The sequence below is a fragment of the Mycolicibacter algericus DSM 45454 genome, from assembly GCF_002086455.1.
Classification (GTDB): domain Bacteria; phylum Actinomycetota; class Actinomycetes; order Mycobacteriales; family Mycobacteriaceae; genus Mycobacterium; species Mycobacterium algericum.
The window spans coordinates 262,134-287,580 of the sequence record NZ_MVHC01000001.1; the positions used below are offsets into that span (position 1 = coordinate 262,134).

Annotated in this window: 23 protein-coding genes; 9 read left to right on the top strand and 14 right to left on the bottom strand. The window is 71.1% G+C overall.

Features of this window, described 5'->3' with window-relative positions; translation table 11 throughout:
• Positions 1-7: 7 nt before the first annotated feature.
• From BST10_RS01240 to BST10_RS01250, 3 genes are read right to left on the bottom strand one after another with little or no spacing between them, the layout of a single operon-like run.
• Complete coding sequence (locus BST10_RS01240) at positions 8-1,147, bottom strand: TobH protein (RefSeq protein ID WP_083035918.1); 1,140 nt, start codon at positions 1,145-1,147, stop codon at positions 8-10.
• Positions 1,144-2,556 carry a phosphomannomutase/phosphoglucomutase gene (locus BST10_RS01245; protein WP_083035921.1) on the bottom strand — a complete coding sequence of 471 codons (1,413 nt, stop codon included), beginning with the start codon at positions 2,554-2,556 and terminating at the stop codon, positions 1,144-1,146. The genes BST10_RS01240 and BST10_RS01245 overlap by 4 nt, the downstream gene beginning before the upstream one ends.
• Before the next feature lie 58 nt (positions 2,557-2,614).
• Positions 2,615-3,055, bottom strand: coding sequence for a DUF3499 domain-containing protein (locus BST10_RS01250; RefSeq protein ID WP_081465668.1), 441 nt, complete (start codon positions 3,053-3,055; stop codon positions 2,615-2,617).
• A gap of 91 nt (positions 3,056-3,146) precedes the next feature.
• Between BST10_RS01250 and BST10_RS01255 the strand changes: the two genes are divergently transcribed.
• A complete protein-coding gene (locus BST10_RS01255; protein ID WP_013829937.1) occupies positions 3,147-3,602 on the top strand; it encodes a metallopeptidase family protein in 456 nt (151 codons plus the stop codon).
• A gap of 26 nt (positions 3,603-3,628) precedes the next feature.
• On the opposite strand, the gene BST10_RS01260 is transcribed toward BST10_RS01255, so the two are convergent.
• Positions 3,629-3,988, bottom strand: coding sequence for a WhiB family transcriptional regulator (locus tag BST10_RS01260; protein ID WP_041318462.1), 360 nt, complete (start codon positions 3,986-3,988; stop codon positions 3,629-3,631).
• Between the two features lie 372 nt (positions 3,989-4,360).
• Between BST10_RS01260 and cofD the strand changes: the two genes are divergently transcribed.
• The 3 genes from cofD to BST10_RS01280 are packed head-to-tail and all read left to right on the top strand — an operon-like array spanning position 4,361 to position 7,244.
• A complete protein-coding gene (gene cofD, locus BST10_RS01270) occupies positions 4,361-5,353 on the top strand; it encodes a 2-phospho-L-lactate transferase (RefSeq protein WP_083035924.1) in 993 nt (330 codons plus the stop codon).
• On the top strand, positions 5,350-6,699 hold the full coding sequence (locus BST10_RS01275; protein ID WP_083035927.1) for a coenzyme F420-0:L-glutamate ligase: 1,350 nt from the start codon (positions 5,350-5,352) through the stop codon (positions 6,697-6,699). Before cofD ends, BST10_RS01275 begins: the two co-directional genes overlap by 4 nt.
• Positions 6,696-7,244 carry an NUDIX domain-containing protein gene (locus tag BST10_RS01280; protein WP_083035930.1) on the top strand — a complete coding sequence of 183 codons (549 nt, stop codon included), beginning with the start codon at positions 6,696-6,698 and terminating at the stop codon, positions 7,242-7,244. The genes BST10_RS01275 and BST10_RS01280 overlap by 4 nt, the downstream gene beginning before the upstream one ends.
• A 69-nt stretch (positions 7,245-7,313) precedes the next feature.
• On the opposite strand, the gene manB is transcribed toward BST10_RS01280, so the two are convergent.
• The 3 genes from manB to rfbD are packed head-to-tail and all read right to left on the bottom strand — an operon-like array spanning position 7,314 to position 10,151.
• Positions 7,314-8,390 carry a mannose-1-phosphate guanylyltransferase gene (manB, locus tag BST10_RS01285; protein WP_083035932.1) on the bottom strand — a complete coding sequence of 359 codons (1,077 nt, stop codon included), beginning with the start codon at positions 8,388-8,390 and terminating at the stop codon, positions 7,314-7,316.
• A complete protein-coding gene (locus tag BST10_RS01290; protein WP_083035934.1) occupies positions 8,387-9,271 on the bottom strand; it encodes a glycosyltransferase family 2 protein in 885 nt (294 codons plus the stop codon). The genes manB and BST10_RS01290 overlap by 4 nt, the downstream gene beginning before the upstream one ends.
• Positions 9,272-9,281: 10 nt before the next feature.
• Positions 9,282-10,151 carry a dTDP-4-dehydrorhamnose reductase gene (gene rfbD, locus BST10_RS01295; protein WP_083035937.1) on the bottom strand — a complete coding sequence of 290 codons (870 nt, stop codon included), beginning with the start codon at positions 10,149-10,151 and terminating at the stop codon, positions 9,282-9,284.
• 68 nt (positions 10,152-10,219) lie between these two features.
• Between rfbD and BST10_RS01300 the strand changes: the two genes are divergently transcribed.
• The 4 genes from BST10_RS01300 (at position 10,220) to ctpC (ending at position 15,021) form a co-directional block, all read left to right on the top strand.
• Positions 10,220-11,689 (top strand): LCP family protein, encoded by a 1,470-nt coding sequence (locus tag BST10_RS01300; RefSeq protein WP_205277413.1) that lies wholly within the window; start codon positions 10,220-10,222, stop codon positions 11,687-11,689.
• Between the two features lie 10 nt (positions 11,690-11,699).
• Positions 11,700-12,425 carry a TIGR03089 family protein gene (locus BST10_RS01305; RefSeq protein WP_264079619.1) on the top strand — a complete coding sequence of 242 codons (726 nt, stop codon included), beginning with the start codon at positions 11,700-11,702 and terminating at the stop codon, positions 12,423-12,425.
• 99 nt (positions 12,426-12,524) lie between these two features.
• Entirely contained in the window at positions 12,525-12,806 is a 282-nt protein-coding gene (locus BST10_RS01310; protein WP_083035940.1) for a DUF1490 family protein, read from the top strand.
• A gap of 64 nt (positions 12,807-12,870) precedes the next feature.
• Complete coding sequence (gene ctpC / locus BST10_RS01315; protein WP_109559363.1) at positions 12,871-15,021, top strand: manganese-exporting P-type ATPase CtpC; 2,151 nt, start codon at positions 12,871-12,873, stop codon at positions 15,019-15,021.
• Between the two features lie 65 nt (positions 15,022-15,086).
• On the opposite strand, the gene BST10_RS01320 is transcribed toward ctpC, so the two are convergent.
• The 3 genes from BST10_RS01320 to pstS all read right to left on the bottom strand — a co-directional run bounded on the left by BST10_RS01320 (position 15,087) and on the right by pstS (position 19,089).
• Positions 15,087-15,698: a cation efflux transmembrane domain-containing protein gene (locus BST10_RS01320; RefSeq protein WP_109559364.1), complete on the bottom strand. Its 612-nt coding sequence runs from the start codon at positions 15,696-15,698 to the stop codon at positions 15,087-15,089.
• Between the two features lie 182 nt (positions 15,699-15,880).
• Positions 15,881-17,875: a serine/threonine-protein kinase PknD gene (locus tag BST10_RS01325; RefSeq protein WP_083036133.1), complete on the bottom strand. Its 1,995-nt coding sequence runs from the start codon at positions 17,873-17,875 to the stop codon at positions 15,881-15,883.
• 95 nt (positions 17,876-17,970) lie between these two features.
• Entirely contained in the window at positions 17,971-19,089 is a 1,119-nt protein-coding gene (gene pstS, locus BST10_RS01330; protein WP_235673629.1) for a phosphate ABC transporter substrate-binding protein PstS, read from the bottom strand.
• A 156-nt stretch (positions 19,090-19,245) separates the two neighbouring features.
• Between pstS and BST10_RS01335 the strand changes: the two genes are divergently transcribed.
• The gene (locus tag BST10_RS01335) at positions 19,246-20,439 is read left to right on the top strand and encodes a CoA transferase (RefSeq protein WP_083035949.1); all 1,194 of its coding nucleotides are present in this window, start codon (positions 19,246-19,248) and stop codon (positions 20,437-20,439) included.
• A gap of 28 nt (positions 20,440-20,467) precedes the next feature.
• On the opposite strand, the gene BST10_RS01340 is transcribed toward BST10_RS01335, so the two are convergent.
• From BST10_RS01340 to BST10_RS01355, 4 genes are read right to left on the bottom strand one after another with little or no spacing between them, the layout of a single operon-like run.
• Positions 20,468-21,604, bottom strand: coding sequence for an acetate kinase (locus BST10_RS01340; RefSeq protein WP_165757166.1), 1,137 nt, complete (start codon positions 21,602-21,604; stop codon positions 20,468-20,470).
• Between the two features lie 5 nt (positions 21,605-21,609).
• On the bottom strand, positions 21,610-23,712 hold the full coding sequence (gene pta, locus BST10_RS01345) for a phosphate acetyltransferase (protein ID WP_083035954.1): 2,103 nt from the start codon (positions 23,710-23,712) through the stop codon (positions 21,610-21,612).
• 11 nt (positions 23,713-23,723) lie between these two features.
• Positions 23,724-24,851 carry an aminotransferase class V-fold PLP-dependent enzyme gene (locus tag BST10_RS01350; RefSeq protein ID WP_083035956.1) on the bottom strand — a complete coding sequence of 376 codons (1,128 nt, stop codon included), beginning with the start codon at positions 24,849-24,851 and terminating at the stop codon, positions 23,724-23,726.
• 9 nt (positions 24,852-24,860) lie between these two features.
• Complete coding sequence (locus BST10_RS01355; RefSeq protein WP_083035958.1) at positions 24,861-25,442, bottom strand: maleylpyruvate isomerase family mycothiol-dependent enzyme; 582 nt, start codon at positions 25,440-25,442, stop codon at positions 24,861-24,863.
• Between the last annotated feature and the right edge of the window lie 5 nt (positions 25,443-25,447).

Genomic DNA, 25,447 nt, shown 5'->3' on the forward strand with positions numbered 1-25,447 from the left:
GTTCCCGTCAACCTCGTAAAAGTCGCACGTAGGCGGCGGCCATCTCCAACCGCACAGCCAGTACTGCAAGCTGTTGCTCGGCCCGGCCCGGTCCGGCCGGTGCCGGCACGGCCGCCGGACCCGACGTCTCCTCGGCTGCCGACGGTGTCAGCGGCACGTCCCCGGCGCCGATCAGGTCGACATCGCGCAGCCCGCTGATCCGGGCCGCCACCACCGTCCGCTCGGCCGACAGTGCCAAGGCCAGCACTCGCAGCCGCTCTGCAGCCGGCCCGTCGATCTGCTCGTCATGAAAAATATCAGCGGATCCGCCGGCGCCGTCCGCGGCCCGGGCGCGCAGCGCGCTCACCGCGTCGGCCAGCCCGGTCGCCGCCACCGCGGTCCGCCCGATCCGCAGCATCATCGCCGAACCGTGCCGGGCCAGTGCCAGCGATGCCGCGCAGTCACCGGCCAGGGCGACGTCGCGGCCGACGATCCGGTCGGCCAGGATCTTCGCCGGGTTGGTGAACAGCTCGCGCCCGGCGCTGTTGCGCAGCGCCTCGGCATCCAGTTCGTCGGCCAGCACGCCCAGGTCGATCTGCGCGGCGGGATTCCCCGGCTCCACGGCCTCGAGCACGGCAAGCCCGGCGGCCAGGTAGCGAGGCAGCCCGAACTCGTCGGGGACCCCGACCCTCGGCTCGAGCACCGCGACACGGCCGGCGGTGGCATCGCGCAACGGGCCCTGGTAGGGCGCGGCCACCACGACCCGCGCGCCGCGGCGCACCCCGGCGGCGGCCGCGGCGACCAGCGCGGGATCTCCCGGATCGTCGCCGGCGACCACCAGCACGTCCAGCGAGCCCATCCAGGCCGGGGCCTCGGCGGCCAGCACCAGCGGTTCGCGAGCCGAATCCCCCCGGGCCGCGGCCAGCAGGCTCCCCGCCGTCGCCGCCGCGCCGCGGGTCGCCACCCAGATCAGGGTGCGCGCCGGAAAGTCCCGGATGTCACCTCGCACGGTGTCCAAGGCGCCCTCGGCGACCGCGGCGGCGGTGGCGCGCACCTGCGCCCCGGCCATCGACGCGGCCCACAGCGCCCCGTCGCGGTCAGCGGCCAGCAACGCCTCGGCGTCGTCGAGGTCGACGGTGGACGAGAAGGATCCGGGGAACGCGTTCACGACCGTGACTTCTCGGCGGCGGTGACGGCCTCGACCTGTTCGGTGACCCGGGCCACCACCGCATCGACCGCGGCGGAATCGGGGGCCTCCACGTTGAGCCGCAGCAGCGGTTCGGTGTTGGAGCTGCGCAGGTTGAACCAGCTGCCTCCGCCCAGGTCGACGGTCACCCCGTCGAGATGGTCGACGGATGCCTGCTCGCCGAACGACGCGACCACGGCGTCCGCATAGGCTTGCGCGTCGACGCCGTCGGCCAGGGTGTAGTTGATCTCGCCGGAGGCCGCATAACGCTGGTAGTCGGCGGTCAGCTCCGACAGCGGCCGCTGCTGCTCGCCGAGCGCGGCCAGCACATGCAGCGCTGCGAGCATCCCCGAGTCGGCCCCCCAGAAGTCCCGGAAGTAGTAGTGCGCCGAGTGTTCCCCGCCGAAGATGGCGCCGGTCTCGGCCATCACCGCCTTGATATAGGAGTGTCCGACCCGTGACCGCAACGGCGTGCCGCCGCGCTCGGCCACCAGTTCGGCCACCGCGCGGGAGGTGATCAGGTTGTGGATCACCGTCGCTCCGGGTTCGCGGGCCAGTTCCCGGGCGGCGACCAGGCCGGTCACCGCCGACGGCGAAACCGGCTCGCCGCGCTCATCGACCACGAAGCACCGGTCGGCGTCGCCGTCGAAGGCCAGCCCGATATCGGCGCCGCTGTCGCGGACGAACGCCTGCAGATCGACCAGGTTGGCCGGGTCCAGCGGATTGGCCTCGTGGTTGGGGAAGTTCCCGTCGAGCTCGAAATACAGCGGCAGCAACGTGATCGCCGGCAGCGAGCCGAACACCGCCGGAGCGGTGTGTCCGGCCATGCCGTTGCCGGCGTCCACGGCCACCCGCAGCGGGCGCCCACCGGAGATGTCGACCAAGGAGTGCAGGAACGCCGCGTAGTCGGCCAGTACGTCGCGGTCGGAGACCGCCCCGCGGGATCCGGCCCGGCCGGCATCGGGCGCCACCCCGGCGATCAGCTCATCGCGGATCCGGTCCAGGCCGGAGTCGGCGCCGACCGGCTTGGCGCCCGCCCGGCACAGCTTGATGCCGTTGTAGGCGGCCGGATTATGGCTGGCGGTGAACATCGCCCCCGGACAGTCCAACGACCCGGAGGCGAAGTAGAGCTGATCGGTGGAGGCCAGCCCGATCCGGATCACGTCGAGGCCCTGGGCGATCACCCCCTCGGCGAACGCCGCCGACAGCGGGGGCGAACTGTCCCGCATGTCGTGGCCGATCACCACCTGCCGGGCGCCCTCGTCGGCCATCAGCCGGGCGAACGCGGCGCCGACCTCGGCGACCAGGGATTCATCGATCTCCGAACCGACCAGACCACGTACGTCGTACGCCTTGATCACACGGTGGACAGCCGCAGCGGGCCGAGACATGGACAGGGCTCCTGACGAAGTGGACTCTTGACGCTCAAGCCTAGCCCGGAACGTCCGATCAGTCCGAAGGGTCCGGCAACACGCGCAGGTGGCCGCGACGCCTGCCGTTGCTCTTGCCCGGCGGGCCGGGCGGCGCCAGTACGCCGCCGCCGGGGGTGCCCGAGGAAGCGCCCCGGGAGCCGGTATCCGCCGGCCCGGCCTGCGGATACCACCCGTTGGCCGGCGCGGCTTGGCCGGACTGGCCCTCGCGCACCGCTTCGGCGAGCGCGATCAGGTCGTCCTCCTCGGGGGACACCCACGGGCCGGGGTGACGGACCAGTTCCCAGCCGCGCGGGGCGGTGATCCGGCCGGCGTGGCTGAAACACAAATCCCACGAATGCGGCTCGGCGGCGGTCGCCAGCGGGCCCACCACGGCGGTGGAGTCCGAGTAGACGAACGTCAACGTCGCCACCGCATAGTGCGGACACCCTGGCCGACAGCAGCGGCGGGGAACCTTCACGCGGTCGAGGCTATCGTGGCGGCGCAGCCCCGGGGCGCCGGACACGCGCAACGGGCGAAGACCCTATGCGCAACCGTTACCATCTTCTTCCGTGATCGCCACGCGTCGCCCATGGCGCGGCCGCGAACCCCGCGGGCCGCTGCTGCCGCCGACCGTGCCCGGCTGGCGCACCCGGGCCGAACGGTTCGACATGGCGGTGCTGGAGGCCTACGAGCCCATCGAGCAACGCTGGAAACAACGGCTGGCGGCGCTCGACGTCGCGGTCGACGAGATTCCCCGGATCGCCGCCAAGGATCCCGACAGTGTGCAGTGGCCCCCGGAGGTGGTCGCCGACGGGCCGATTCCGCTGGCTCGCTTGATACCTGCCGGGGTGGATGTCCGGGGTAACCCGACACGAGCACGAATATTGTTGTTCCGCAAGCCGATCGAACAACGCGCGAATGACAGCGTGGAACTCGGGGATTTATTGCACGAAATCCTGGTGGCTCAGGTCGCCACCTACTTGGATGTCGAGCCCACGGTCATCGATCCGACGATCGAGGACTAGCGGCCGACAGCGGTGTTCGACGCGCTTCAGATGATGCCGCGCTTGAGGCGACGGCGCTCACGCTCGGACAGGCCGCCCCAGATGCCGAAGCGCTCATCGTGCGCCAGCGCGTATTCCAGGCACTCGCTGCGCACCGAGCACCGCTGGCAGATCTTCTTGGCCTCGCGGGTGGACCCGCCCTTCTCCGGGAAGAAGGCCTCCGGGTCGGTCTGCGCGCACAGCGCGCGGTCCTGCCACTGCTCGTTGGTGGCCGAGGCCGGGTCGAACGGGTCGAATTCGTCGTAGTCGTCGAGCTCGGGAACCAGGCTCAGGTGTGGCCGGCTGGGCGCCGGTTCGGCCTCTGCTGGTGCCGTGAATCCGGTATTGGCATGCGGTGTCGCTCCCATTACGCCCCAAAGGTGCTCATAGGACATGCTCCGCTCCTCACCTGGTTGCGCGATTCTGATGTGTCGCCCGTATTGCGATGCTCTCCATCCCAATTCGAACATGTGATCGAATCTCGGTCTGCGACACCGGAATCGGCTGGCCAACCGGGAAATGACACTGATGTGATTAGACACGGGATGACTGGTCCGGTCAAGCCGAATGGCGAAATTCCTTACCATCTCGTGACCGATTTCGGACGTGTCCGAGACCGGCGAGTCCGTGTCATCTAGCCCACACCCCTGCTTCGGCGTGTCTTACCGGGGCCGGCTGAGCGGCCACTGTGGCGGTCCGCCACACCGGTCGCGTCCACGCCAACGGTACTGTCGTGCGCTGTGAAGGTCACGGTTCTCGTCGGCGGAGTCGGCGGCGCGAAGTTCCTGCTCGGCGTGCAGAAATTGCTGAGCCTGGGCCGGTTCGGCGAGGCCGACGCTGCGGCACACGAGCTGACCGCGGTCGTCAACGTCGGCGACGACGCCTGGATGCACGGGGTGCGCATCTGCCCGGACCTGGACACCTGCATGTACACCCTGGGCGGCGGGGTGGACCCCGAGCGCGGCTGGGGGCACCGCGACGAGACCTGGCACGCGATGGAGGAGTTGGCCCGCTACGGGATGCAACCGGACTGGTTCGGTCTCGGCGACCGCGACCTCGCCACCCATCTGGTGCGCACCCAGGCGCTGCGCGGCGGCTACCCGCTGACGGAGGTGACCGCGGCGCTGTGCGACCGCTGGCAGCCCGGCGCGAGGCTGCTGCCGGTCACCGACGACAGCTGTGAAACCCATGTCGTGATCACCGATCCCGCCGACGACACCCAGCGTGCGATCCACTTCCAGGAGTGGTGGGTGCGCTACCGCGCCGAAGTGCCCACGCACGGGTTCGGCTTCGTGGGCGCCGAGAAGGCCAGCGCGACACCGCAAGCCCTCTCAGCCATCGCCGACGCCGACATCGTGCTGCTGGCGCCGTCGAATCCGGTGGTGAGCATCGGCGCCATCCTGGCCATTCCCGGCGTCCGGGCAGCGCTGCGGTCCACCCCGGCGCCGGTCGTCGGCTACTCGCCGATCATCGCCGGAAAACCGTTGCGCGGCATGGCCGACACCTGCCTGAGCGTGATCGGCCTGGAGTCCAGCTCACACGCCGTGGGTCAGCACTACGGGTCGCGCAGCGGGACCGGAATCCTCGACTACTGGCTGGTGCACGAGGGCGAGCAGACCGCCGACGAGCCGGCCGGTATCACCGTGCGCAGCGCGCCGCTGCTGATGACCGATCCGGCGGCGACGGCCGAGATGGTGCGCGTCGGGCTAGATGTCGCGGGCGTGTCACCGTGACGGGCCCCGGCGAACACGGCAGTGCCGCGAAGGTCGAGATCCTGCCGGTCACCGGCTTGGGCGAGTTCCGGCCGGGCGACGATCTGGCGGGCGCGCTGGCGCAGGCCGCGCCGTGGCTGGCCGACGGCGACATCGTGGTCGTCACCAGCAAGGTGGTGTCCAAGTGCGAGGGCCGGATCGTTCCTGCGCCCCACGACCCCGAGGCGCGTGATGCGCTGCGCCGCCAACTGGTGGAGGCCGAGGCGGTGCGCGTACTGGCCCGCAAGGGCCGCACCTGGATCACCGAGAATCGGCTCGGACTGGTGCAGGCCGCCGCCGGCGTGGACGGCTCCAACGTCGGCGCGTGCGAACTCGCGCTGCTGCCGGTCGACCCCGACGGCAGCGCCGCGACGTTGCGCGCCCGGCTGGCCGAGCAGCTCGGCGTCGACGTCGCGGTGCTGATCACCGACACGATGGGCCGCGCCTGGCGCCATGGGCAGATCGACGTCGCGATCGGGGCGTCCGGTCTGACCGTGCTCAACGGCTACGCCGGCGCCGTCGACCGGCACGGCAACGAGCTGGTCGTCACCGAGGTGGCCGTCGCCGACGAACTGGCGGCGGCCGCCGACCTGGTCAAGGGCAAGCTCACCGATGTCCCGGTGGCGGTGGTGCGCGGCATCGTCAGTCCCGACGACGGATCCACCGCGGCCACGCTGGTGCGCTCCGGACCCGAGGACCTGTTCTGGCTCGGCACCGCCGAGGCCATCGAGGCCGGCCGCCGGCAAGCCCAGCTGCTGCGCCGCTCGGTGCGCGCGTTCTCCGCCGAGCCGGTGCCGGCGGAGACGATCACCGACGCCATCGCCGAGGCGCTGACCGCCCCGGCACCCCACCACACCCGGCCGACGCGGTTCGTCTGGCTGCAGAGCCCGGGGGTGCGCACCCGGCTGCTCGACGCCATGGCCGACAAGTGGCGCGCCGACCTGACCGGCGACGGCAAATCCCCCGAGGCCGTCGAGGCCCGGGTCGCGCGCGGCCGGATCCTCTACGAGGCACCTGAAGTCGTCATCCCGGTGATGGTGCCCGACGGCGCCCACCACTACCCGGACGCGACCCGCACCGCCGCCGAACACACCATGTTCACCGTCGCGGTCGGTGCCGCGGTTCAGGCGCTGCTGGTGGCGCTGGCGGTGCGCGGTGTCGGCAGTTGCTGGATCGGGTCCACCATCTTCACACCGGATCTGGTACGGGCCGAACTGGATCTGCCGACGGACTGGGAACCGTTGGGCGCCATCGCTATCGGATACGGCGTCGAGCCGACCGAACCCCGGCCGCCGGCTGCCGTCGATGACCTGCTGGTGCGTCGGTGAGCACGCACGCCTCCGCCGTCGACGCGCTGACCGGTTGGACCGCACCGGATTTCGCGCAGGACGCGCTGCGCCACGCGGTGCTGGCATTTCTGGCCGCCCGCCCCGATGCGTGCGTGCGCGAATGCGTGCCCGGCCACATCACCGCCTCCGCGCTGGTGCTCGACCACACCGGTGAACACGCGCTGCTGACGCTGCACCCGCGGGTCGGCCGCTGGGTGCAACTGGGCGGGCACTGCGAGGACTCCGACGCCGACATCGTCGCCGCGGCGATGCGCGAGGCCGCCGAGGAGTCCGGCATCGCCGGGCTGCGGCTCGACCCGCGCCTGGCGGCCGTGCACGTGCATCCGGTGACCTGCTCGCTGGGGCTCCCCACCCGGCATCTGGACCTGCAGTTCGTGGCGCACGCGCCGGCCGGGGCGCAGATCGGCATCAGCGATGAATCGGTCGACCTGCGCTGGTGGCCGGTCGACGCGCTGCCGCCGGATGCCGACGACGCGCTGCGGTATCTGGTGGGGCGGGCGGTCGCGGATAGCCGCGCCCGTTGACACTGCGCGTATGGCGGAAAAGTTCGAGAAGGGTGCGCCCTGAGCGCAGTGTCAGCGGGAGAACTGGGTTCAGATGTCGCTGGAGTAGCGGATCCCGCAATCCGGGATCGACACCCCCGGCCACACCCGCGCGCCGCGCAGCAATTCGCAGCGCGCCCCGATGTCGGCGCCGTCACCGATCACCCCGTCGCGGATCAGTGCGCGCGGCCCGATCCGGGCGCCGAACCCGATGATCGAGCGTTCGATCACGCTGCCCGCTTCGACTTTCACGCCGTCGAAGATCACCGCGCCGTCCAGCCGGGCGCCGGGGCCGATCTCGGCCCCGCGCCCGACGACCGTGCCGCCGATCAGCACGGTGCCCGGCGCGACCGCGGCGCCGTCGTGCACCAGCGACTCGCCGCGCCGGCCACCCAGCGCCGGTGACGGCGCGATCCCGCGCACCAGATCCGCCGAGCCGCGCACGAAGTCCTCGGGGGTGCCCATGTCGCGCCAGTAGCTGGTGTCGACGTAGCCGCAGACGCTGAAGTCCCCGTCGGACAACAATGCCGGGAACACCTCGCGCTCCACCGAGACCGCCCGGCCGCGCGGAATGCGGTCGATGACGTTGCGCGACAACACGTAGCAGCCGGCGTTGATCTGGTCGGTCGGCGGGTCCTCGGTCTTCTCCAGGAACGCGGTGACCCGGCCGTCGTCGGTGGGCACGCACCCGAACGCGCGCGGGTCACCGACCCGCACCAGATGCAGCGTGGCCTCGGCCTCACGCTCACGGTGGTAGGCGTACAGCTCGGCCAGGTCCGCCCCGGAGAGCACATCACCGTTGAACACCATCGCGGTGTCGTGGCGCAGCTTGGGCGCGACGTTGGCGATACCGCCGCCGGTGCCCAGCGGCTCGTCCTCGGTCACGTAGTCGATCTGCAGGCCCAGCGCCGACCCGTCGCCGAACTCCTGCGAGAACACCGCCGGCTTGTAGGAGGTGCTGAGGATGACGTGCTCGATGCCGGCCGCGGCGATCCGCGACAGCAGGTGCGTCACGAAGGGCAGACCGGCGGTCGGCAGCATCGGCTTGGGCGCCGACAGCGTCAGCGGCCGCAGCCGGGTGCCCTTGCCGCCGACCAGCACGACCGCGTCGACTTGGCTGAGTGTCACGGGTGTCCCCTCGTCAGTTTGCGGCGAGCGTTGCGCACCGCCAGGTGTGAGCGCACCGCCAGTGCCCCCCGCATGGTCGCGCGCAGCGGCGCCCGCCACCACCCGGTGTGCCGGTCGGCCAGATAGGTGTAGGTGCTGCGGTGGTGCGCCGCCAGGTTGGCCGCCGGGTCCTTGCCGGTGGCGTGGCCCTTCTGGTGCAGCACTTCGGCGGCCGGGACGTAGACGTTGAGCCAGCCGGCCCGGCCCACCCGGTCTCCCAGGTCCACGTCTTCCATGTAAAGGAAGTAGCGCTCGTCGAAGCCGCCGATCGCGTCGAAGGCGGCGCGGCGCACCAGCAGGCAGGCGCCCGACAGCCACCCCACCGGGCGTTCGCTGGGCACCAGGCGTTCCTGCCGATAGGCCCGCGACCATGGGTTGTTCCGCCACAGCGGACCGATGACAGCGTGCATGCCGCCGCGGATGAGGCTCGGCAGCTGCCGCGCCGAGGGGTAGACCGAGCCGTCGGGCTCGCGGATCAGCGGACCCAGCGTGGCCGCGTCCGGCCAGCGGGCGGCCGCCTCCAGCAGCGCGTCGATGCTGCCGGGCCCCCACTGCACGTCGGGATTGGCCACGATAAAAAATTCACCGCACTCGTCGTTGCCGGCGAGCTTGGACACCGCCCGGTTGACCGCTCCGCCGTAGCCCAGATTCGCCCCGGTGACCAGCAGTTCCACGTTGGGATAGCGCTGCACGGCTTCCTGCGGCGCACCGTCGGTCGACCCGTTGTCGGCCATCACCACCTGCACCGGACGGTCAGTTGCCAACGACAAGGACGCCAGGAAGCGGTCCAGATGCCATCCCGGCGAATAGGTCACCGTCACCACCGGCAGGGCCTCACTCACGGCGTAGAGGTTATCTGGCCACCGCGGCGGCCAACGCATCGCGCCATGGGCGCAGCGGCGCCAGGCCGGCCCGCCCCGAGTCGACCCCCGACAACGCGGAGTAGGCCGGCCGGGCCGCCGGGCGGGGATTGGCGGTGCTGCTGACCGGACGCACCCGGTCGGCGTCGGCGCCGAGCGCGGTGAACACCGCGCGGGCCTGTTCGTAGCGGCTCGCGGCGCCGGCGTTGGCGGCGTGCAGCAGCCGCGCGGCCGGCCACGCCTCGGCCAGCCGCAGCAGCGCATCGGCCAGGTCGCCGACGTAGGTCGGTGAGCCGACCTGATCGTCGACCACCTCCACCGTCTCGTCGGCCTGGGCGCGGGCCCGCATCACCGCGACGAAGTCCGACCCGCCGGCGGCGCCGGTGTAGACCCAGGCGGTGCGCACCACCAGGGCATCCGGCGACCCCGCCAGCACCGCTTTCTCGCCGGCCAGTTTGGTGTCGCCGTAGACACTGAGCGGCCGGGTCGGATCCCCCGGCTCGTAAGGGCGCGGCGGGGCGCCGCCGAAGTCGCCGTCGAAGACGTAGTCGGTGGAGATGTGGATCAGCCGCGCGCCCGCCCGGGCGCAGGCGGCGGCCAGGTGGCCCGGCCCCGCCGCGTTGACGGCGTGGGCGCGCTCAGAGTCGGTCTCGGCGGCGTCGACGGCGGTATAGGCGGCACAGTTGACCAGCAGGTCACCGGCGCGCAGGTCGACGGCGTCGACGGCGCCGGGATCGGTGATGTCGCACTGCGCCGAGGACAGTGCCAGCACGTCTCGGCCCGCCTCGGCGGCGCGCCCGGTCAGGAACCGGCCGACCTGGCCGCGGGCTCCGGTGATCACGATCCGCTGCAGTGCGCCCATGACCGGAGAGTCTGGCACGCCGACCGCGGCTACCGCCGATACAGCTGTGACACAAGTAGCCTGATGTGATGCCTGCGCAACGTGTGATTCGTGTGATCGCGACCGTGGCAGCCGTCGTCATCGTGCTGGGAACCGGGGTGGCCTGGAGCCAGGTCCGCTCCTTCGAGGACGGCATCTTCCACGTCGCGTCGCTGGCCCTGGGCCAAGGCGGATCCGACGGCGCGGTCGACATCCTGCTGGTCGGGATGGACAGCCGCACCGACGCCCACGGCAACCCGCTGACGCCCGAGGAGCTGGCGGCGCTGCGGGTCGGCGACGATGACGCCACCAACACCGACACCATCATCCTGGTCCGCATCCCCAACAACGGGAAGTCGGCCACCGCGATCTCGATCCCCCGTGACTCCTACGTGGCGGCACCCGGGCTGGACAAAACCAAGATCAACGGCGTCTATGGCGCCACCCGGCTGGAGACCGCCGACGCGCTGGTCGAAACCGGGATGGACCCGGTCCAGGCCCAGGCCCGCGGCACCCAGGCCGGCCGGGAGGCGCTGATCCAGACCGTGGCCGAGTTGACCGGGGTCACCGTCGACCACTACGCCGAGATCGGTCTGCTGGGCTTCTCGCTGATCACCGACGCGCTCGGCGGCGTCGACGTCTGCCTGCGGGAGCCGGTGTACGAAGAACTCTCCGGCGCGGATTTCCCGGCCGGCTGGCAGCGGCTCGGCGGCGCCCAGGCGCTGAGCTTCGTGCGGCAGCGCCACGAGCTGCCGCACGGCGACTTGGACCGGGTGCGCCGCCAGCAGGCGGTGATGGCGTCGCTGGCCCACAAGGTCATCTCCGGCAAGACGCTGTCGAGCCCGGCCACGCTGTCGCGGCTGCAGGCGGCGGTGCAGCGGTCGGTGGTGCTGTCAGAGGGCTGGGACGTGCTGGATTTCATCACCAAGCTGCAGGATCTGGCCGGCGGCAAGGTCGCATTCGCCACCATCCCGGTGCTCGAGGAATCCGGCTGGAGCGACGACGGCATGCAGAGTGTGGTGCGGGTCGATCCGGGCCAGGTGGCCGACTGGGTCGACGGGCTGCTGCATGATCAGGACGAGGGCAAGACCGAGCAGCTGGCATACGAACCGGAGCACACCACCGCCAGCGTCTACAACGACACCGACATCAACGGCTTGGCCGCCGCGGTCTCGGGAGTGCTGCGGGCCAAGGGATTCGGCACCGGCGCGGTCGGCAACAACGAGGCCGCCCATGTGCCCGCCAGCCAGGTGCAGGCCGCCAATACCGACGATCCCGGCGCGCAGGCGGTGGCCAAGGACCTCGGCGGGTTGCCGGTGGTGTCCAACGAGTCGGTGCCCGCCGGCGCGGTGCGCGTCGTGCTGGCCGACGACTACACCGGACCGGGCTCGGGCCTGGGCGGCGGGGGCTACGCCGAGGTGGCCGGCATCTCCGGCGCCGAAGACGGCGGCGTGAGCGAAATCCCGCCCCCGTCACCGATTCTGACCGCGGGTTCCGGCGACCCGCAATGCGTGAACTAACGTCGCTGAGGTGACCAACCTCAGCTCGGCGATCCTTGATCCGATCATGCGCGCCGATCCGGTGGGACCACGGATCACCTACTACGACGACGCCACCGGCGAACGCATCGAGTTGTCGGCGGCGACGCTGGCGAACTGGGCCGCCAAGACCGGCAACCTGCTGCGTGACGAACTCGGCGCCGGTCCGGGCGCCCGGGTGGCGGTATTGCTGCCGGCACACTGGCAGACCGCGGCGGTGCTGTTCGGGGTGTGGTGGATCGGCGCCGAAGTACTGCTCGGCGACGCAGCACCGGACGCCGACATCGCGCTATGCACCGCCGACCGGCTCGACGAGGCCGACGCAGCTGTGGCCGCCACCGGCGGCGAGGTGGTGATGGCGTCGCTGGACCCGTTCGGCCGGCCGGCACCGGATCTGCCGGTAGGTGTCACCGACTACGCGACGGCGGTGCGGGTGCATGGCGACCACCTCGACCCCGAGCGCTCTCCCGGCGCGGCGCTGGCCGGATCGTCCGCCGACGAGGTGCTGGCGCTGTGTGAGAAATCCGCGGCCGCAACCGGTTTGACGGCTGCCGATCGGGTGTGGTCGGCCAACGACTGGCAGACGCCGGCCCGGCTGATCGACAACATGCTGGCGGTCTTCGCCGTGGGCGCCTCGCTGGTGCAGGTCGGCAATCCGGACCCGGACGTCCAAGCACGCCGCCGGGAAAGCGAGAAGGTGACCCGCGCCCTGGGCTGACCCGGCGGCAGGCTCGGTTCGGCGGCCTGGCATTCATGCATAAATGCTTATATGCTGATGCTCTTACCGGCGAGAACCAGGATCTGAAGGGGATGACTCATGGCGGTACAGGGACTGCTGGCGAAAGCGGCGACCACGGTGTTCACCGGGCTGGTCGGCGTTAGCGCCTACGAGGTGGTGCGCAAGGCGCTGGAGAAGGCTCCGCTGCACGAAGCCGCGGTGACCGCCACCGAGTGGAGCCTGCGCGGCACCCGGCGGGCCGAAGAGGTCGCCGAGTCGGCACGGCTGAAGGTGGCCGACGTGGTGGCCGAGGCACGCGAACGCATCGGCGAGGAGGCCACCCCGCCGGCGGTGGCCGTCGCACACGACCACGACCATTGATCGCGGCGACGTGAGCGCCGCCAACAGCGCAGAGCTGATCGTCGTCTCCGACGCCGCCGGCCGGATGCGGGTGCGCACCCCCTGGGTCCGCGGCGACTCGCGACGCGCGGTGGCAGTCGAGGAGACGGCCGGCCGGGTCAACGGGGTGCGCACCGTGCACGCCTACCCGCGCACCGGCTCGGTGGTGGTCTGGTATTCCCCCCAGCGCTGCGACACCGATGCGATCCTGGCCGCCATCCGCGACGCGGCCGACGTCGCGGCCGACCTCATCCCGGCCCGCACGCCGCGCTCGGCGGATATCCGCAACACCGATGTGCTGCGCATGGTGATCGGCGGCACCGCGCTGGCGATGCTGGGCCTGCGCCGCTACGTGTTCGCCCGGCCACCGCTGCTCGGGCCGAGCGGCCAACTGGTCGCCACCGGCGCGACGGTCTTCATGGGCTATCCGTTCCTGCGCGGCGCGCTGCGCTCGATCCGATCCGGACGCGCCGGCACCGACGCGCTGGTGACCGCCGCGACCATCGCCAGCCTGGTACTGCGCGAGAACGTGGTGGCACTCACCGTGCTGTGGCTGCTCAACATCGGCGAGTACCTGCAGGACCTGACGCTGCGACGCACCCGGCGCGCGATCTCGGATCTGTTGCGCGGCAGTCAGGACACCGCCTGGGTGCGTTTGGGCCAAGGGCCCCCGGAAAATCCGGAATACACCGAGGTGCAGGTACCGATCGACACGGTGCAGCTCGGCGACGAGGTCATCGTCCACGACCACGTCGCGATCCCGGTCGACGGCGAGGTCATCGACGGCGAGGCCATCGTCGACCAGTCGGCGATCACCGGCGAGACCCTGCCGGTCAGCGTGATCGCCGGGACGGCGGTGCACGCCGGGTCGGTGGTGGTGCGCGGCCGGGTGGTGGTGCGCGCCACCGCGGTCGGCAGCCAGACCGTGATCGGCCGGATCATCAGCCGCGTCGAGGAGGCCCAGCACGACCGCGCCCCGATCCAGACCGTCGGCGAGAACTTCTCCCGCCGTTTCGTGCCGGCCTCGTTCATCCTGTCGGCGTTCACCCTGCTGGTGACCGGCGACGTCCGCCGCGCGATGACGATGCTGCTGATCGCCTGCCCGTGCGCGGTCGGGCTGGCCACACCGACGGCGATCAGCGCGGCGATCGGCAACGGCGCCCGGCGCGGGATCCTGATCAAGGGCGGCTCGCACCTCGAACAGGCCGGCCGGGTCGACGCCATCGTGTTCGACAAGACCGGGACACTCACGGTGGGCCGCCCTGTGGTGACGAACATCGTTGCCATCCACAAGGATTGGGAGCCCGAGCAGGTGCTCGCCTACGCCGCCAGCTCGGAGCTGCACTCGCGGCACCCGCTGGCCGAGGCGGTGATCCGCTCCACTGAGGAGCGGCACATCGTGATCCCGCCGCACGAGGAGTGCGAAGTCCTGGTGGGGCTGGGCATCCGGACCTGGGCCGACGGGCGCACCCTGCTGCTGGGCAGCCCGAATCTGCTGCGCGCCGAGAAGGTCCGCATCTCGAAGAAGGCGGCGGGCTGGGTCACCAAGTTGCGCGCCCAGGCCGAGACCCCGTTGCTGCTGGCCGTCGACGGCACCCTGGTCGGGTTGATCAGCCTGCGCGACGAGGTACGCCCGGAGGCGCACGAGGTGCTCGAGCAGTTGCGCGCCAAGGGTATTCGCCGCGTCGTGATGCTCACCGGCGACCACCCGGAGACCGCCGCGGCGGTGGCCGCCGAACTCGGCATCGCCGAATGGCGCGCCGAGGTGCTGCCCGAGGACAAGCTGCAGGTGGTTCGCGACCTGCAGGACGAGGGCTACGTCGTCGGCATGATCGGTGACGGCGTCAACGACGCGCCGGCACTGGTCGCCGCCGACATCGGCATCGCGATGGGGTTGGCCGGCACCGACGTGGCGGTGGAGACCGCCGACGTCGCGCTGGCCAACGACGACCTGCGGCGGTTGCTGGACGTCCGCGACCTGGGCAGCCGGGCGGTCGAGGTGATCCGGCAGAACTACGGCATGTCGATCGCGGTCAACGCCGTCGGCCTGCTGATCGGCGCCGGCGGAGCGCTGTCACCGGTGCTGGCGGCGATCCTGCACAACGCCTCGTCGGTGGCGGTGGTCGCCAACAGTTCGCGGCTGATCCGCTACAAGCTGGATCGCGAACCGATGGCATCGGGCGCCGCGGAGGCGTAATCTGTCCCCGTCCCGACTGTTCCTGTCGAGCAACACCACCAGCTCCAGGACAGTCGGGACTTTGCTCAGCAGCCGCAACCCTCGCCGCGCCAGGACCGGAAGCCCTGCCAGACCGACACCGCCGCCACCGCCAGCCCGATCAGCGGGTCCAGCCACCATCCGCCCGCCCACTGCGCGGTCAGCGTCAACCCCACCAGCACCGCGGCGGCCTGGATCGCGCACAGATAGTTCTGTACGCCTTCCCCGACGGTGGCCGCCGAGCCCAGCCGGGTGCCGAGCCGTCGCTGCGCGCGGCCCAGTACCGGCATCACCAGCACTGCCACCGAGGTGAGCGCGATCCCGATGAGGCTGCTCTCGGCGCGGTGGTCACCGAACAGGTGGCGGACCGACTCGGCGGCGATGTAGGGGGCGTTGATCCAGAACGACACCGCCACCCCGATCTGGGCGCGCCGCTCGGCGGTCTCGGACAGCGTGCGGGCGCCGGTGAACCGCCAGATCACGATGGCCCCGGCCAGCGCCTCGGGAATGGCACCCAGCGCCCAGCCGGTCAGCGCGATCGAGCCGGCCGCCAGGCCCTGCCAGATCCCCACCACGCCTTCCACCCCGACGACCAGCAGGCTGACCCAGGCCAGCCGCCGGGCCCAGCGTGCGGCGCGATGCCAGCCCGCGTCGAACACCGGGCGGATGACGGTGCGATGTCCGGGGTGATCGTGACGGCGGCCGACGTCCACGCCGCTCGGATCCACGGCCGCATCGGGGCCCACGACGCGACTGTCCACGACAAAAATGCTACCGCCCATTTCGGGCCCGGGCCCGCCGCCGGGCCGCTCAGCCTGCAGGATCCGGCGTGAAACGGCTCTCAGCGGTCGGCGTCGACCTTGACCACCCGATCATTGCCGCGGTCGGCGACGTAGACGTTGCCGTGCTTGTCCACCGCGACGTCCAACGGGGCGTTGAGGCCGGTGAACGGCAACACCACCGGGATGGCCGCCCCGGCCGCCAGCTTCACGACCTTGTTGCGGTTGTGCTCGGTGACATAGACGTTGCCGCCGTCGTCGACCGCGATACCCCGCGGCGAGACGATCCCGACGAACGGCAACACCACCTGCTCGTTGGAGACCGCCACCAGCTTGAGCACCCGGTTGTTGCCGGTGTCGGTGACGTAGACGTTGCCGGCCGAGTCCACCGCCACCCCGTCGGGCTTGTTGAGACCGACGAAGGGCAGCGCGGTCTGGGTATTCGTGCCGGATTCGAGCCGCAGCACCAGATCGCTGCCGCGGTCGGCGACGTAGACGTTGCCGTCGGAGTCCACCGCCACCCCGTCGGGATCGTCCAGGCCGGCGAACGGCAGCACCGTGTGGGAGTCGTCGGCGGCGGCCAGCTTGACGACCCGGCTGGCGTCGGAGAAGTAGACGTTGCCGATGTCGTCGACCACCAGGCCCCGCGGCTGGTACTGGTCGCTGAACGGCAGCACCGTCGAGGAGTCCGAGCCGGCCGCCAGCTTCACCACCCGCCCGTGCATGCCCTCGCTGCTGACATAGACGTTGCCCTCGGCGTCCAGCGCCACCCCGCCGGGCGAGAGCCGATAGTCGAGGTCGGTGAACGGCAGCACGTCCTGCGGGGGCGCTGCCACCGGTGTCGCCGATGACGGCCGGCTCACCAGCTGGCCCACCGCGGCGGCGACGGCGACCGCGGCCAGCACCGCGCCGGCCACCAGCACCGGTTTGCTCGGCAGCCGCCGGCGACGAGACGCGGTCGGCATCGGCGGGGTCTCGGCGGCCAGGTCGGTCTGCAGCAGCGGGGACACCGGGAACGGTCCGCCCAACCGTGCGCCGGACTCCTCACCGGGCGCCGGCCAGCCCGGGCCGGCCGCCGCCGGCTGCGCCGCGGTATCGCCCCAGCCGCCGGTCGCGGTGTCGGGGCGGGCGTCGGGCCTGGTCTCGGGTTCCAGGCCGCCGGGCAGGTGCAGCGCCGGCTCGCCTCGCCGCAGGATCCTGCTCACCTGATGGCGTTCGGGCTCGGTCAGCGCCTGGTAGGCGGCGGCGGCCAGCTCACCGGCGCTGCTGTAGCGGTCCTCGGGTTTGCGGGCCATCCCGCGGGCCAGCACGTCGTCGATGGCGGCCGGAACGCGTCCCGGGCGCAGCTTGCTGGGGCGCGGGGCGGCGGCCGTCCGGCGTTCCTGCAGCGCGGCGTCGACGGTGTCGGCGGTGAATGCGGGCACGCCGCTCAGGCACTCGGCCAGCACGGCGGCCAGTGCGTAGATATCGGCGAGGTGGGTGGCCTGCTCGCCGGTCAGCCGTTCGGGCGCCATATAGGCCACCGGGCCGGTCGCCGGGTCGGCGGGCTTCCCGGGGTCGGCGATCGCCGCAGCCACCCCGAAGTCCATCAGGTAGGCCAGGTCGTCGTCGGTGACCAGGATGTTGGCGGGTTTGACATCGCGGTGGACGACGTCGGCGTTGTGGGCGGCGTCCAGCGCCGCGGCGATCTGCCGCACGACGGCCACCGCCCGCGGTGGGCTCAACGCGCCGCCGTCGGCCAACACGGTGGCCAGGTCGGTGCCTTCGACCAGGTCGGTTTCCAGGTACAGCAGATCGTCGATCTCGCCGTAGGCCCGGATCGACACCACGTGCGGTTCGGTCAACTGACCGGCGGCTTCGGCCTCGTCTTCCAGCCGACTGCGGAACGCCTCGTGACCGGAGAGCGATTCGGAGATCAGCCTCAGCGCCACCATTTCGTCGTTGCGGGTGTCCTCGGCCCGGTAGACCTCACCCACGACGCCGTGGCCCAGCAGGTCGCCGAGCTGGTAGGGGCCGAACCGTGACCCGGCCCGCGAACCGGGCTCGGTGTTGTTCACCGACGACACTCCTTTCGACCGCTGCGCACCACCGTGCCGCGAATCCGCGGCGAAAGACCGGCTACCAGCCTAACCGGCGGCGACTGGGCAACCGGTCAGGAGACGGCGTTCACCGCGGCCAGCACCTTGGCTGCGAAGGCTTCCGGCAGCGGGATCGACCCGTACTGGTCCAGGCCGTCCTGTCCGGGACCGATCGCGGCCTGCAGGAACGCCCTGACCGCCGTTGCGGTGGCGTCGTCGGCGTATTTCGAGCAGACGATCTGATAGGTCGCCGACACGATCGGGTAGGCGCCCGGGGTGCTCGGCTTGTACAGCGATGACATGTCCAGCACGAGGTCGTTGCCGTGCCCGGAGCCGGCCGCGAATCTCGCGCCGGCGATCGTTTTGCCGACCGACTCGGCGGAGATGGACACCGGCCGGTCGCCGGCCGTGGCGATGATCTGTGCCATGGGCAACTGCTTGCCCGCCGCGAACGACCACTCGCTGTAGCTGATGGAGCCGTCGGTGTTCTGCAGCGCCGCCGACGTGCCGTTGTTGCCGGCGGCACCCTCGCCGACGCCGCCGTTGAACATCTCGCCGTCGGCGGCGTACCAGGCCCCCTCGGAGGCGTTCTCGAGATACCTCTGGAAGTTGGCCGTGAGCCCGGACTTATCGCTGCGGTACACCACGTGGATGGGTGTCGACGGCAGCGCCACGCCCGCATTGAGCGCCTTGATGGCGGGGTTGTCCCAGGTGCCGATCGTGCCGTTGAAGATCTTCGCCACGGTCGGGCCGTCGAGGTTCAGCGCGCCGACTCCGCTGATGTGAAAGGTGACCGCGATCGGGCCGAACACCGTCGGCAGGTGCCATGCCGGTGAGCCGCACCGCTCCGCGGCCCGTTCCGGCTGCCCTTTGGCCGGATCCAGCGCCACGTCGGTGCCGGCGAAGTCGGTCTCGGCGGCAAGGAAGTCGTCGACCCCGGCACTCGAGCCGTTGGCGGTGTAGTTCAGCGTCTGCCCCGGGCAGGCCCGGCCGTAGGCGTAGCCGAACTGTGCGATCGCGTTCTGCTGGGCCGCCGAGCCGGCGGCGTGCAGGTCCTGCTTACCGCCGCAATCCACCGTCGACTCCGGCCCGGCCGGCGAGGCCGCCTCCTCAGGGGAGCCGCCGCACGCCGAAACGGCAAGTGCGCCAACAACGAGCAAAGTCGGCAACACAGACCATCGGCCGGATTTCACAGCACCGAACCTTACCCCGACTCCCATCGAGCGGATCGGGCATCGGCGTCCGCCCGGGATCCGGGGCACTGTGCCTATCGTGTTCATGGTGTTGCTCATCATCGCCGGACGGCGGCTCGCCGGGCCGTCCGGCCGGCATCGGAGAGGGCTGAGCAGATGACCGACGATTCGGGCCCGAAACCACTGGACGGATTCCGGGTGCTGGACTTCACCCAGAACGTGGCCGGGCCGCTGGCCGGCCAGGTACTGGCCGACCTGGGCGCCGAGGTCATCAAGGTGGAGGCGCCGGGCGGCGAGGCCAGCCGGCAGATCACCTCGGTGCTGCCGGGCCGTCCGCCGCTGGCCGTCTATTTTCTGCCCAACAACCGCGGCAAGAAGTCGGTGACCGCCGATCTGCGGGCCGACGGTCCCAAACAGCAGATCCTGTCCTTGGTCGACACCGCCGACGTCGTGCTGGAGGCGTTCCGGCCCGGTGTGATGGAACGGCTGGGGCTGGGGCCCGACGAATTGCGTGCGCGAAACCCGAAGCTGGTCTACGCGCGGTTGTCGGCCTACGGCGGCAACGGCCCCAACGGCGACCGGCCCGGGGTCGACCTGATGGTGGCGGCCGAGGCCGGGATGACCTCGGGAATGCGCACCCCGGACGGCAAACCGCAGATCATCCCGTTCCAGCTGGTCGACAACGCCAGCGGGCACGTGCTGGCCCAGGCGGTGCTGGCCGCGTTGCTCAACCGCGAGCGACACGGGGTCGCCGATGTCGTGGAAGTGGCGATGTATGACGTGGCGGTGGCCCTGCAGGCCAATCAGCTCACCGTGCACCTGAACCGGCCGGCGGCCGCTGCCGCCGGACCTGCGGCCGGGCAGCCGGCCAAGCGCCGCAAGGGCGTCGGCTTCGCCACCCAGCCGTCGGACGCCTTCCGCACCGCCGACGGCCACGTCGTCATCAGCGCCTACACCCCCAAGCACTGGGACATCCTGTGCCGCACCATCGGCCGGCCCGACCTGGTCGAGGATCCGCGGTTCGCCGATCAGCGCTCCCGGTCGATCAACTACGCCGAGCTCACCGACGAGCTGGAGACCACGCTGGCCTCGGCGACATCGGCCGAATGGGTGGCTCGGTTGCAGCGCAACGGCCTGATGGCGTGTCTGGCCAACACCTGGAAGCAGGTCGTCGACACCGCGCTGTTCGCCGAGAACCGGCTGGCGCTGCGAATCGGCGACGGCGATGCCGCGGTCACCGTGGTGCGCACCCCGGCCCGCTATGGCTCGTTCGAGGCGGTGGCCACCGGCGCTCCGCCGGCACCGGGCCAGCACAACGCGGATCTCTTGGGCCAGGAACCGTCAGGCTGAGCCACCAGCAGGAAAGCGCCCGGGACGGTCACACGAACTGCCAGGCCGCCCGGGCGATCGCCAGCTCCTCGTTGGTGGGCACCACCAGCACGGTGCTGCGCGAGTGCTCGGCGGAGATGATCCGCGCGCCGTTGCCGCCGCGATTGCGCTGCGGATCGACGACGATACCCAGGCCGTCCAGGCCGGCCAGCGCGTCCTCGCGCACCGCGGCAACGTTCTCCCCCACTCCCGCGGTGAAGGCGATCGCGTCGACGCGGCCCAGCACCGCCAGGTAGGCGCCGACGTACTTGCGCAGCCGGTGGATGTAGACGTCGTAGGCCAGGGTCGCGGCCGGCGACCCGTGTGAAACCTGTTGTAGCAGTTCGCGGAAATCGTTGACCCCGGATAGCCCCTTGAGCCCGGAGCGCCGGTTGAGCAACTCATCGAGCTTGTCGACGCCCAGGCCGGCGGTGCGGTTGAGATGAAACAGCACGCCGGGATCGATGTCGCCGCAGCGGGTTCCCATCACCAGCCCCTCGAGCGGCGTCAGACCCATCGAGGTCTCGACGGCCACCCCGCCGCGGACCGCCGACGCCGACGCGCCGTTGCCCAGGTGCAACACGATGGTGTTCACCTCCGCGGGCTCGCGGCCCAGCAACAGCGCGGCCTCACGGGAGACGTACTCGTGCGAGGTGCCGTGGAACCCGTACCGGCGGATGCCGTACTGGCTTGCCACCTCGCGGTCTATCGCATAGGCGGCGGCGGCCGCCGGCAGGGAGTGGAAGAAGCCGGTGTCGAACACCGCCACGTGCGGCACATCCGGGAAGTCGGCTCTGGCGACCTCGATGCCGATCACATTGGCCGGATTGTGCAGCGGCGCCAGCTCGGCGAGCCGCGATACCTCGGCCACCACCGCGTCGGTGATCAGAGTCGGTGCGTGAAACCTAGTGCCGCCGTGGACCACCCGGTGGCCTACCGCTCGAACCTCACCGAGGTCCACGCCGGAATCGGCCAACCGTTGATGGATCAGCCGCAGTCCGGCGGCGTGGTCGGCGACCGCCGAGTCCGGTTCGCCGATCTGCTCCACCAGCCCCGACACCACCGCGGTGCCGGCCACCGGGTCGATCAGCCGGAACTTGATCGACGACGAGCCGGAGTTGAGCACCAGCACCAGCCCGGCCGACACCGTGCTCACCGGGCCACCTTCTGCGCCTGGATCGCGGTGATCGCCACCGTGTAGACGATGTCGTCGACCAGCGCACCACGCGACAGGTCATTGACCGGTTTCGCCAGGCCTTGCAGCACCGGCCCGATCGCCACCGCGCCGGCGCTGCGCTGCACCGCCTTGTAGGTGTTGTTGCCGGTGTTGAGGTCGGGGAAGACCAGCACGGTGGCCCGTCCGGCCACCGCCGAGTCCGGCAGTTTGGCGGCCGCCACCCCCGCATCGACCGCGGCGTCGTACTGGATCGGTCCGTCGGCGAGCAGATCGGGGCGCCGCTCGTGCACCAGTTGCGTTGCGGCACGTACCTTGTCGACACCTGCACCGGCCCCGGATTCACCGGTGGAATACGACAGCAGCGCCACCCGGGGTTCGATACCGAACGCCGCGGCGGTGGCCGCCGACGAGATGGCGATATCGGCGAGTTGCTCGACGGTAGGGTCGGGCACCACCGCACAGTCGCCGTAGGCCAGCACCCGGTCCGACAGGCACATCAGGAACACACTGGACACCGTCGACACTCCCGGCGCGGTCCGGATGATCTCGAACGCCGGCCGGATGGTGTGGGCGGTGGTGTGCGCGGCACCGGACACCATGCCGTCGGCGATACCGAGTTGCACCATCATGGTGCCGAAATAGGAGATGTCGCGCATGATCTCGCGGGCGCGGTCCTCGGTCATGCCCTTGTGGGCGCGCAGCCGGGCGTATTCCGCACCGAACGAATCCAGCAGCCCGCTGCTGCCCGGGTCGACCACCTGCGCCGTATCCAGGTCGACGCCGAGCTCGGCGCCGCGCCGGCGCACCACATCTTCCACCCCGAGCAGCGTCAGGTCCACGATGCCGCGGGACAGCAACCGGCCGGCGGCCAACAGGATCCGGTCATCGGTGGCCTCCGGCAGCACGATGTGGCGACGGTCGGCCCGGGCCCGCTCCAGCAGCCGGTAGCTGAACATCTGCGGGGTCACCACCGTCGACGCCGGCACCCGGATCCGTTCGGTCAGTTCGGCGCCGTCGACGTGGTCGGCCATCACCTGCAGCGCGGTGTCGATCTTGCGCAGCGAATCGACGGTGATCCGGGACCCGGTGTGCGACACCTGCTCGGCGGTGTCATAGGTGCGGTGGCCGGTGGCGATCAGCGGCAGCGTGGGGCGCAGCCCCTTGACCAGCTTGTCGATGGCCGGGTGCGGCAGCAGCCCGCCGTTGAGAATGATCCCGGCCAGCGACGGAAAGCCCTGTGCGTCATGGGCGTTCACCAGTGCCAGCAACACGTCGGAACGATCGGCCGGCACGATCACCACCTGGCCCTCGGTGAGCCGCTCCAGGATGTTCTCGGCGGTCATGCCGCCGACCATGACGCTCAGCGCCTCCCGGCGCAGCAGCTCCGGGTCACCGCTGTAGACGGTGCCATCCAGCGCCGCGCAGAGCTCGGCCATCGTCGGCGCGGACAGCAGCGCCACCTCCGGAACGGCGAACGCCGGGAGGTCGACGGCGGCCGGCTGACCCGAGATCGCCTCGGTGATCTCCGTCAACCGGTCGGGGTCGCAGCGGTTGGCGATCACCGCGGCCGGGCGCGCATGTACGGCCGCCGCCTCGGCCAGGCAGCGCGCGGTGATCTCAGCGATGTCTTGCGCCTCGCGGTGGTGACCGTTGATGGCCAGCACCAGCGGCGCGCCGAGGTTCACCGCGACGCGGGCGTTGAACGTCAACTCGCTCGGGTTGACCACGTCGCTGTAGTCGCTGCCGACCACCAACACGGTGTCGCATTGGTGCGCGACCTCGTGGAACCGGGTGACGATCTCGCCCAGCGCGGCTTCCCGGTCGGCGTAGACCTGCTGGTAGGTCACGCCGCGACAGCTGCCGTGGTCGTCGATCCTGGCGGTGGCGTGCGCCAGCAGCAGCTCGAGTTGCTCATCGGGCCCGTCGAGTGAGCGGACGATCGGGCGGAACACCCCGACCCGCGCCGACGAGGCGGCCAACAGGTGCAGCAGCCCCAGCGCGATGACGGCCTTGCCGGTGCCGCCCTCGGCGGCGGCCAGGTAGATGCTCGATGCGCGGGCCGGATCGGCTTCGGTCATGGCGGGCGGGCTCAGCTGATCCGGTCGATCGCGGAGCGCAGTCGCGCGACGGTCCCCTCGATGTCGGCCAGCTTGTCCAGACCGAACAACCCCACCCGGAAGGTGCTGAACGTCGCCGGTTCGCCGCATTGCAGCGGCACCCCGGCGGCCGTCTGCAGCCCTTGCCCCAGAAACTTTCTCCCGGAGCGGATCTCGGGATCGGTGGTGTAGCTGACCACCACCCCGGGTGCTTCGAAGCCCGGCGCGGCCACGCTGGGGAAGCCGCGTTCGGCCAGCAGCGCACGCACCTTGCGCCCCAGGGTGAACTGCTGGTCGGCGACCTCGCCGAAACCGCGGTCGCGGGTCTCGGCCATGGCGTCGCGCAGCCGGCCGATGACCCCGGTCGGCATGGTCGCGTGATACGCGTGGCCACCGTTCTCGTAGGCCGCCATGATCTCGCGCCACTTCTTGAGGTCCAGCGCGAAGCTGGTGCTCCGGGTGCGCTCCATGGCCGCCAGCGCCCGGCCGGACAGGCCGACCATGGCGCAGCCCGGTTCGGCACTCCAGCCCTTCTGCGGCGCGGTGACCAACACGTCGACGCCGAGCGCTGTCATGTCGACCCAGACCGCGCCGGAGGCGATGCAGTCCAGTACCAACAGGCCGCCCACCGCCGTCGTCGCCGCTCCGACGCGCGCCAGGTAGTCGTCGGGCAGCAGGATTCCGCTGGCGGTCTCGACGTGCGGGACGAACACCACCGCCGGCCGGGTGCGCGCGATGGCCTCTTCGACCTCGTCGATGGGAGCGGGTGCCCAGGGGGCCTGTTCGCCGTCACCCGCCGGGCGCGCGGTGAGCACCGTGACGGTGTCGGTGATGCCGGTGGTCTCCAGGATCTGACTCCACCGGTAGCTGAAGAACCCGTTGCGCACCACGAGCACGTCGGCACCGTTGGCGAACTGCCGCGCGACCGCCTCCATGCCGCAGGTTCCGTTGCCGGGCACCAGAATTGCCGCATCGGCGCGGTACACCTCACGCAGCATGGCCGAGACGCCGGTCATGACGTCACGGAAACGCACCGACATGTGGTTGAGCGCCCGGTCGGTGTAGACGACCGAATACTCCAGCAATCCGTCCGGGTCGACGTCGGGCAGAAGTCCTGGCATGAAGCTCTCCTAGGCGGGGCGAACGGAGCCGATCTCGACATCGGATATGTCTCTACCGCCCAGCCACAGCCCCAGCGCCTCGGCGGTGCCACGGACCACGATGCCACGGCCGCGAGGCCGGCCGATCCCGTTGGTGGGCTCCACCCGATACCGCAGCAACGTCGGCTGCAGCTTCTGCAGCGTCAGGCTCATGCCCTCGGCGAGGATCGCGGCCTCTTCGGCCGGCGGGATGTCCCGAGAACGCCCCAGCCCGCGCAGCACGTCCTGGTGATGCATGGCCACGTCGCCCAGCAGCAGCCCGGCCATCGCCCGGTCGGGCACCTGCGCCCAGCGCCGGCCCGCGGCGATGATCTCGTCGCGGTCGCGAAGCCGCCCGGCCGCCACGATCTCGGCGTTGATCTTGTGCAACCGCCACGGTGCCCGCAGGTACCGGCCGATCTCGGTAGTGCCGATCAGGTGCGCCAGCACATCGCGCGGCGACCAGCCGGTGCACAAGGTGGTGCCGTGGTCGAACTCCGCGTCGGTGAGTCCGTCGACCGTGTCGACGAACGCCTGGCGCGCCGCGCGGGCGGTCTCGAACCGGGATGTCATCGAGC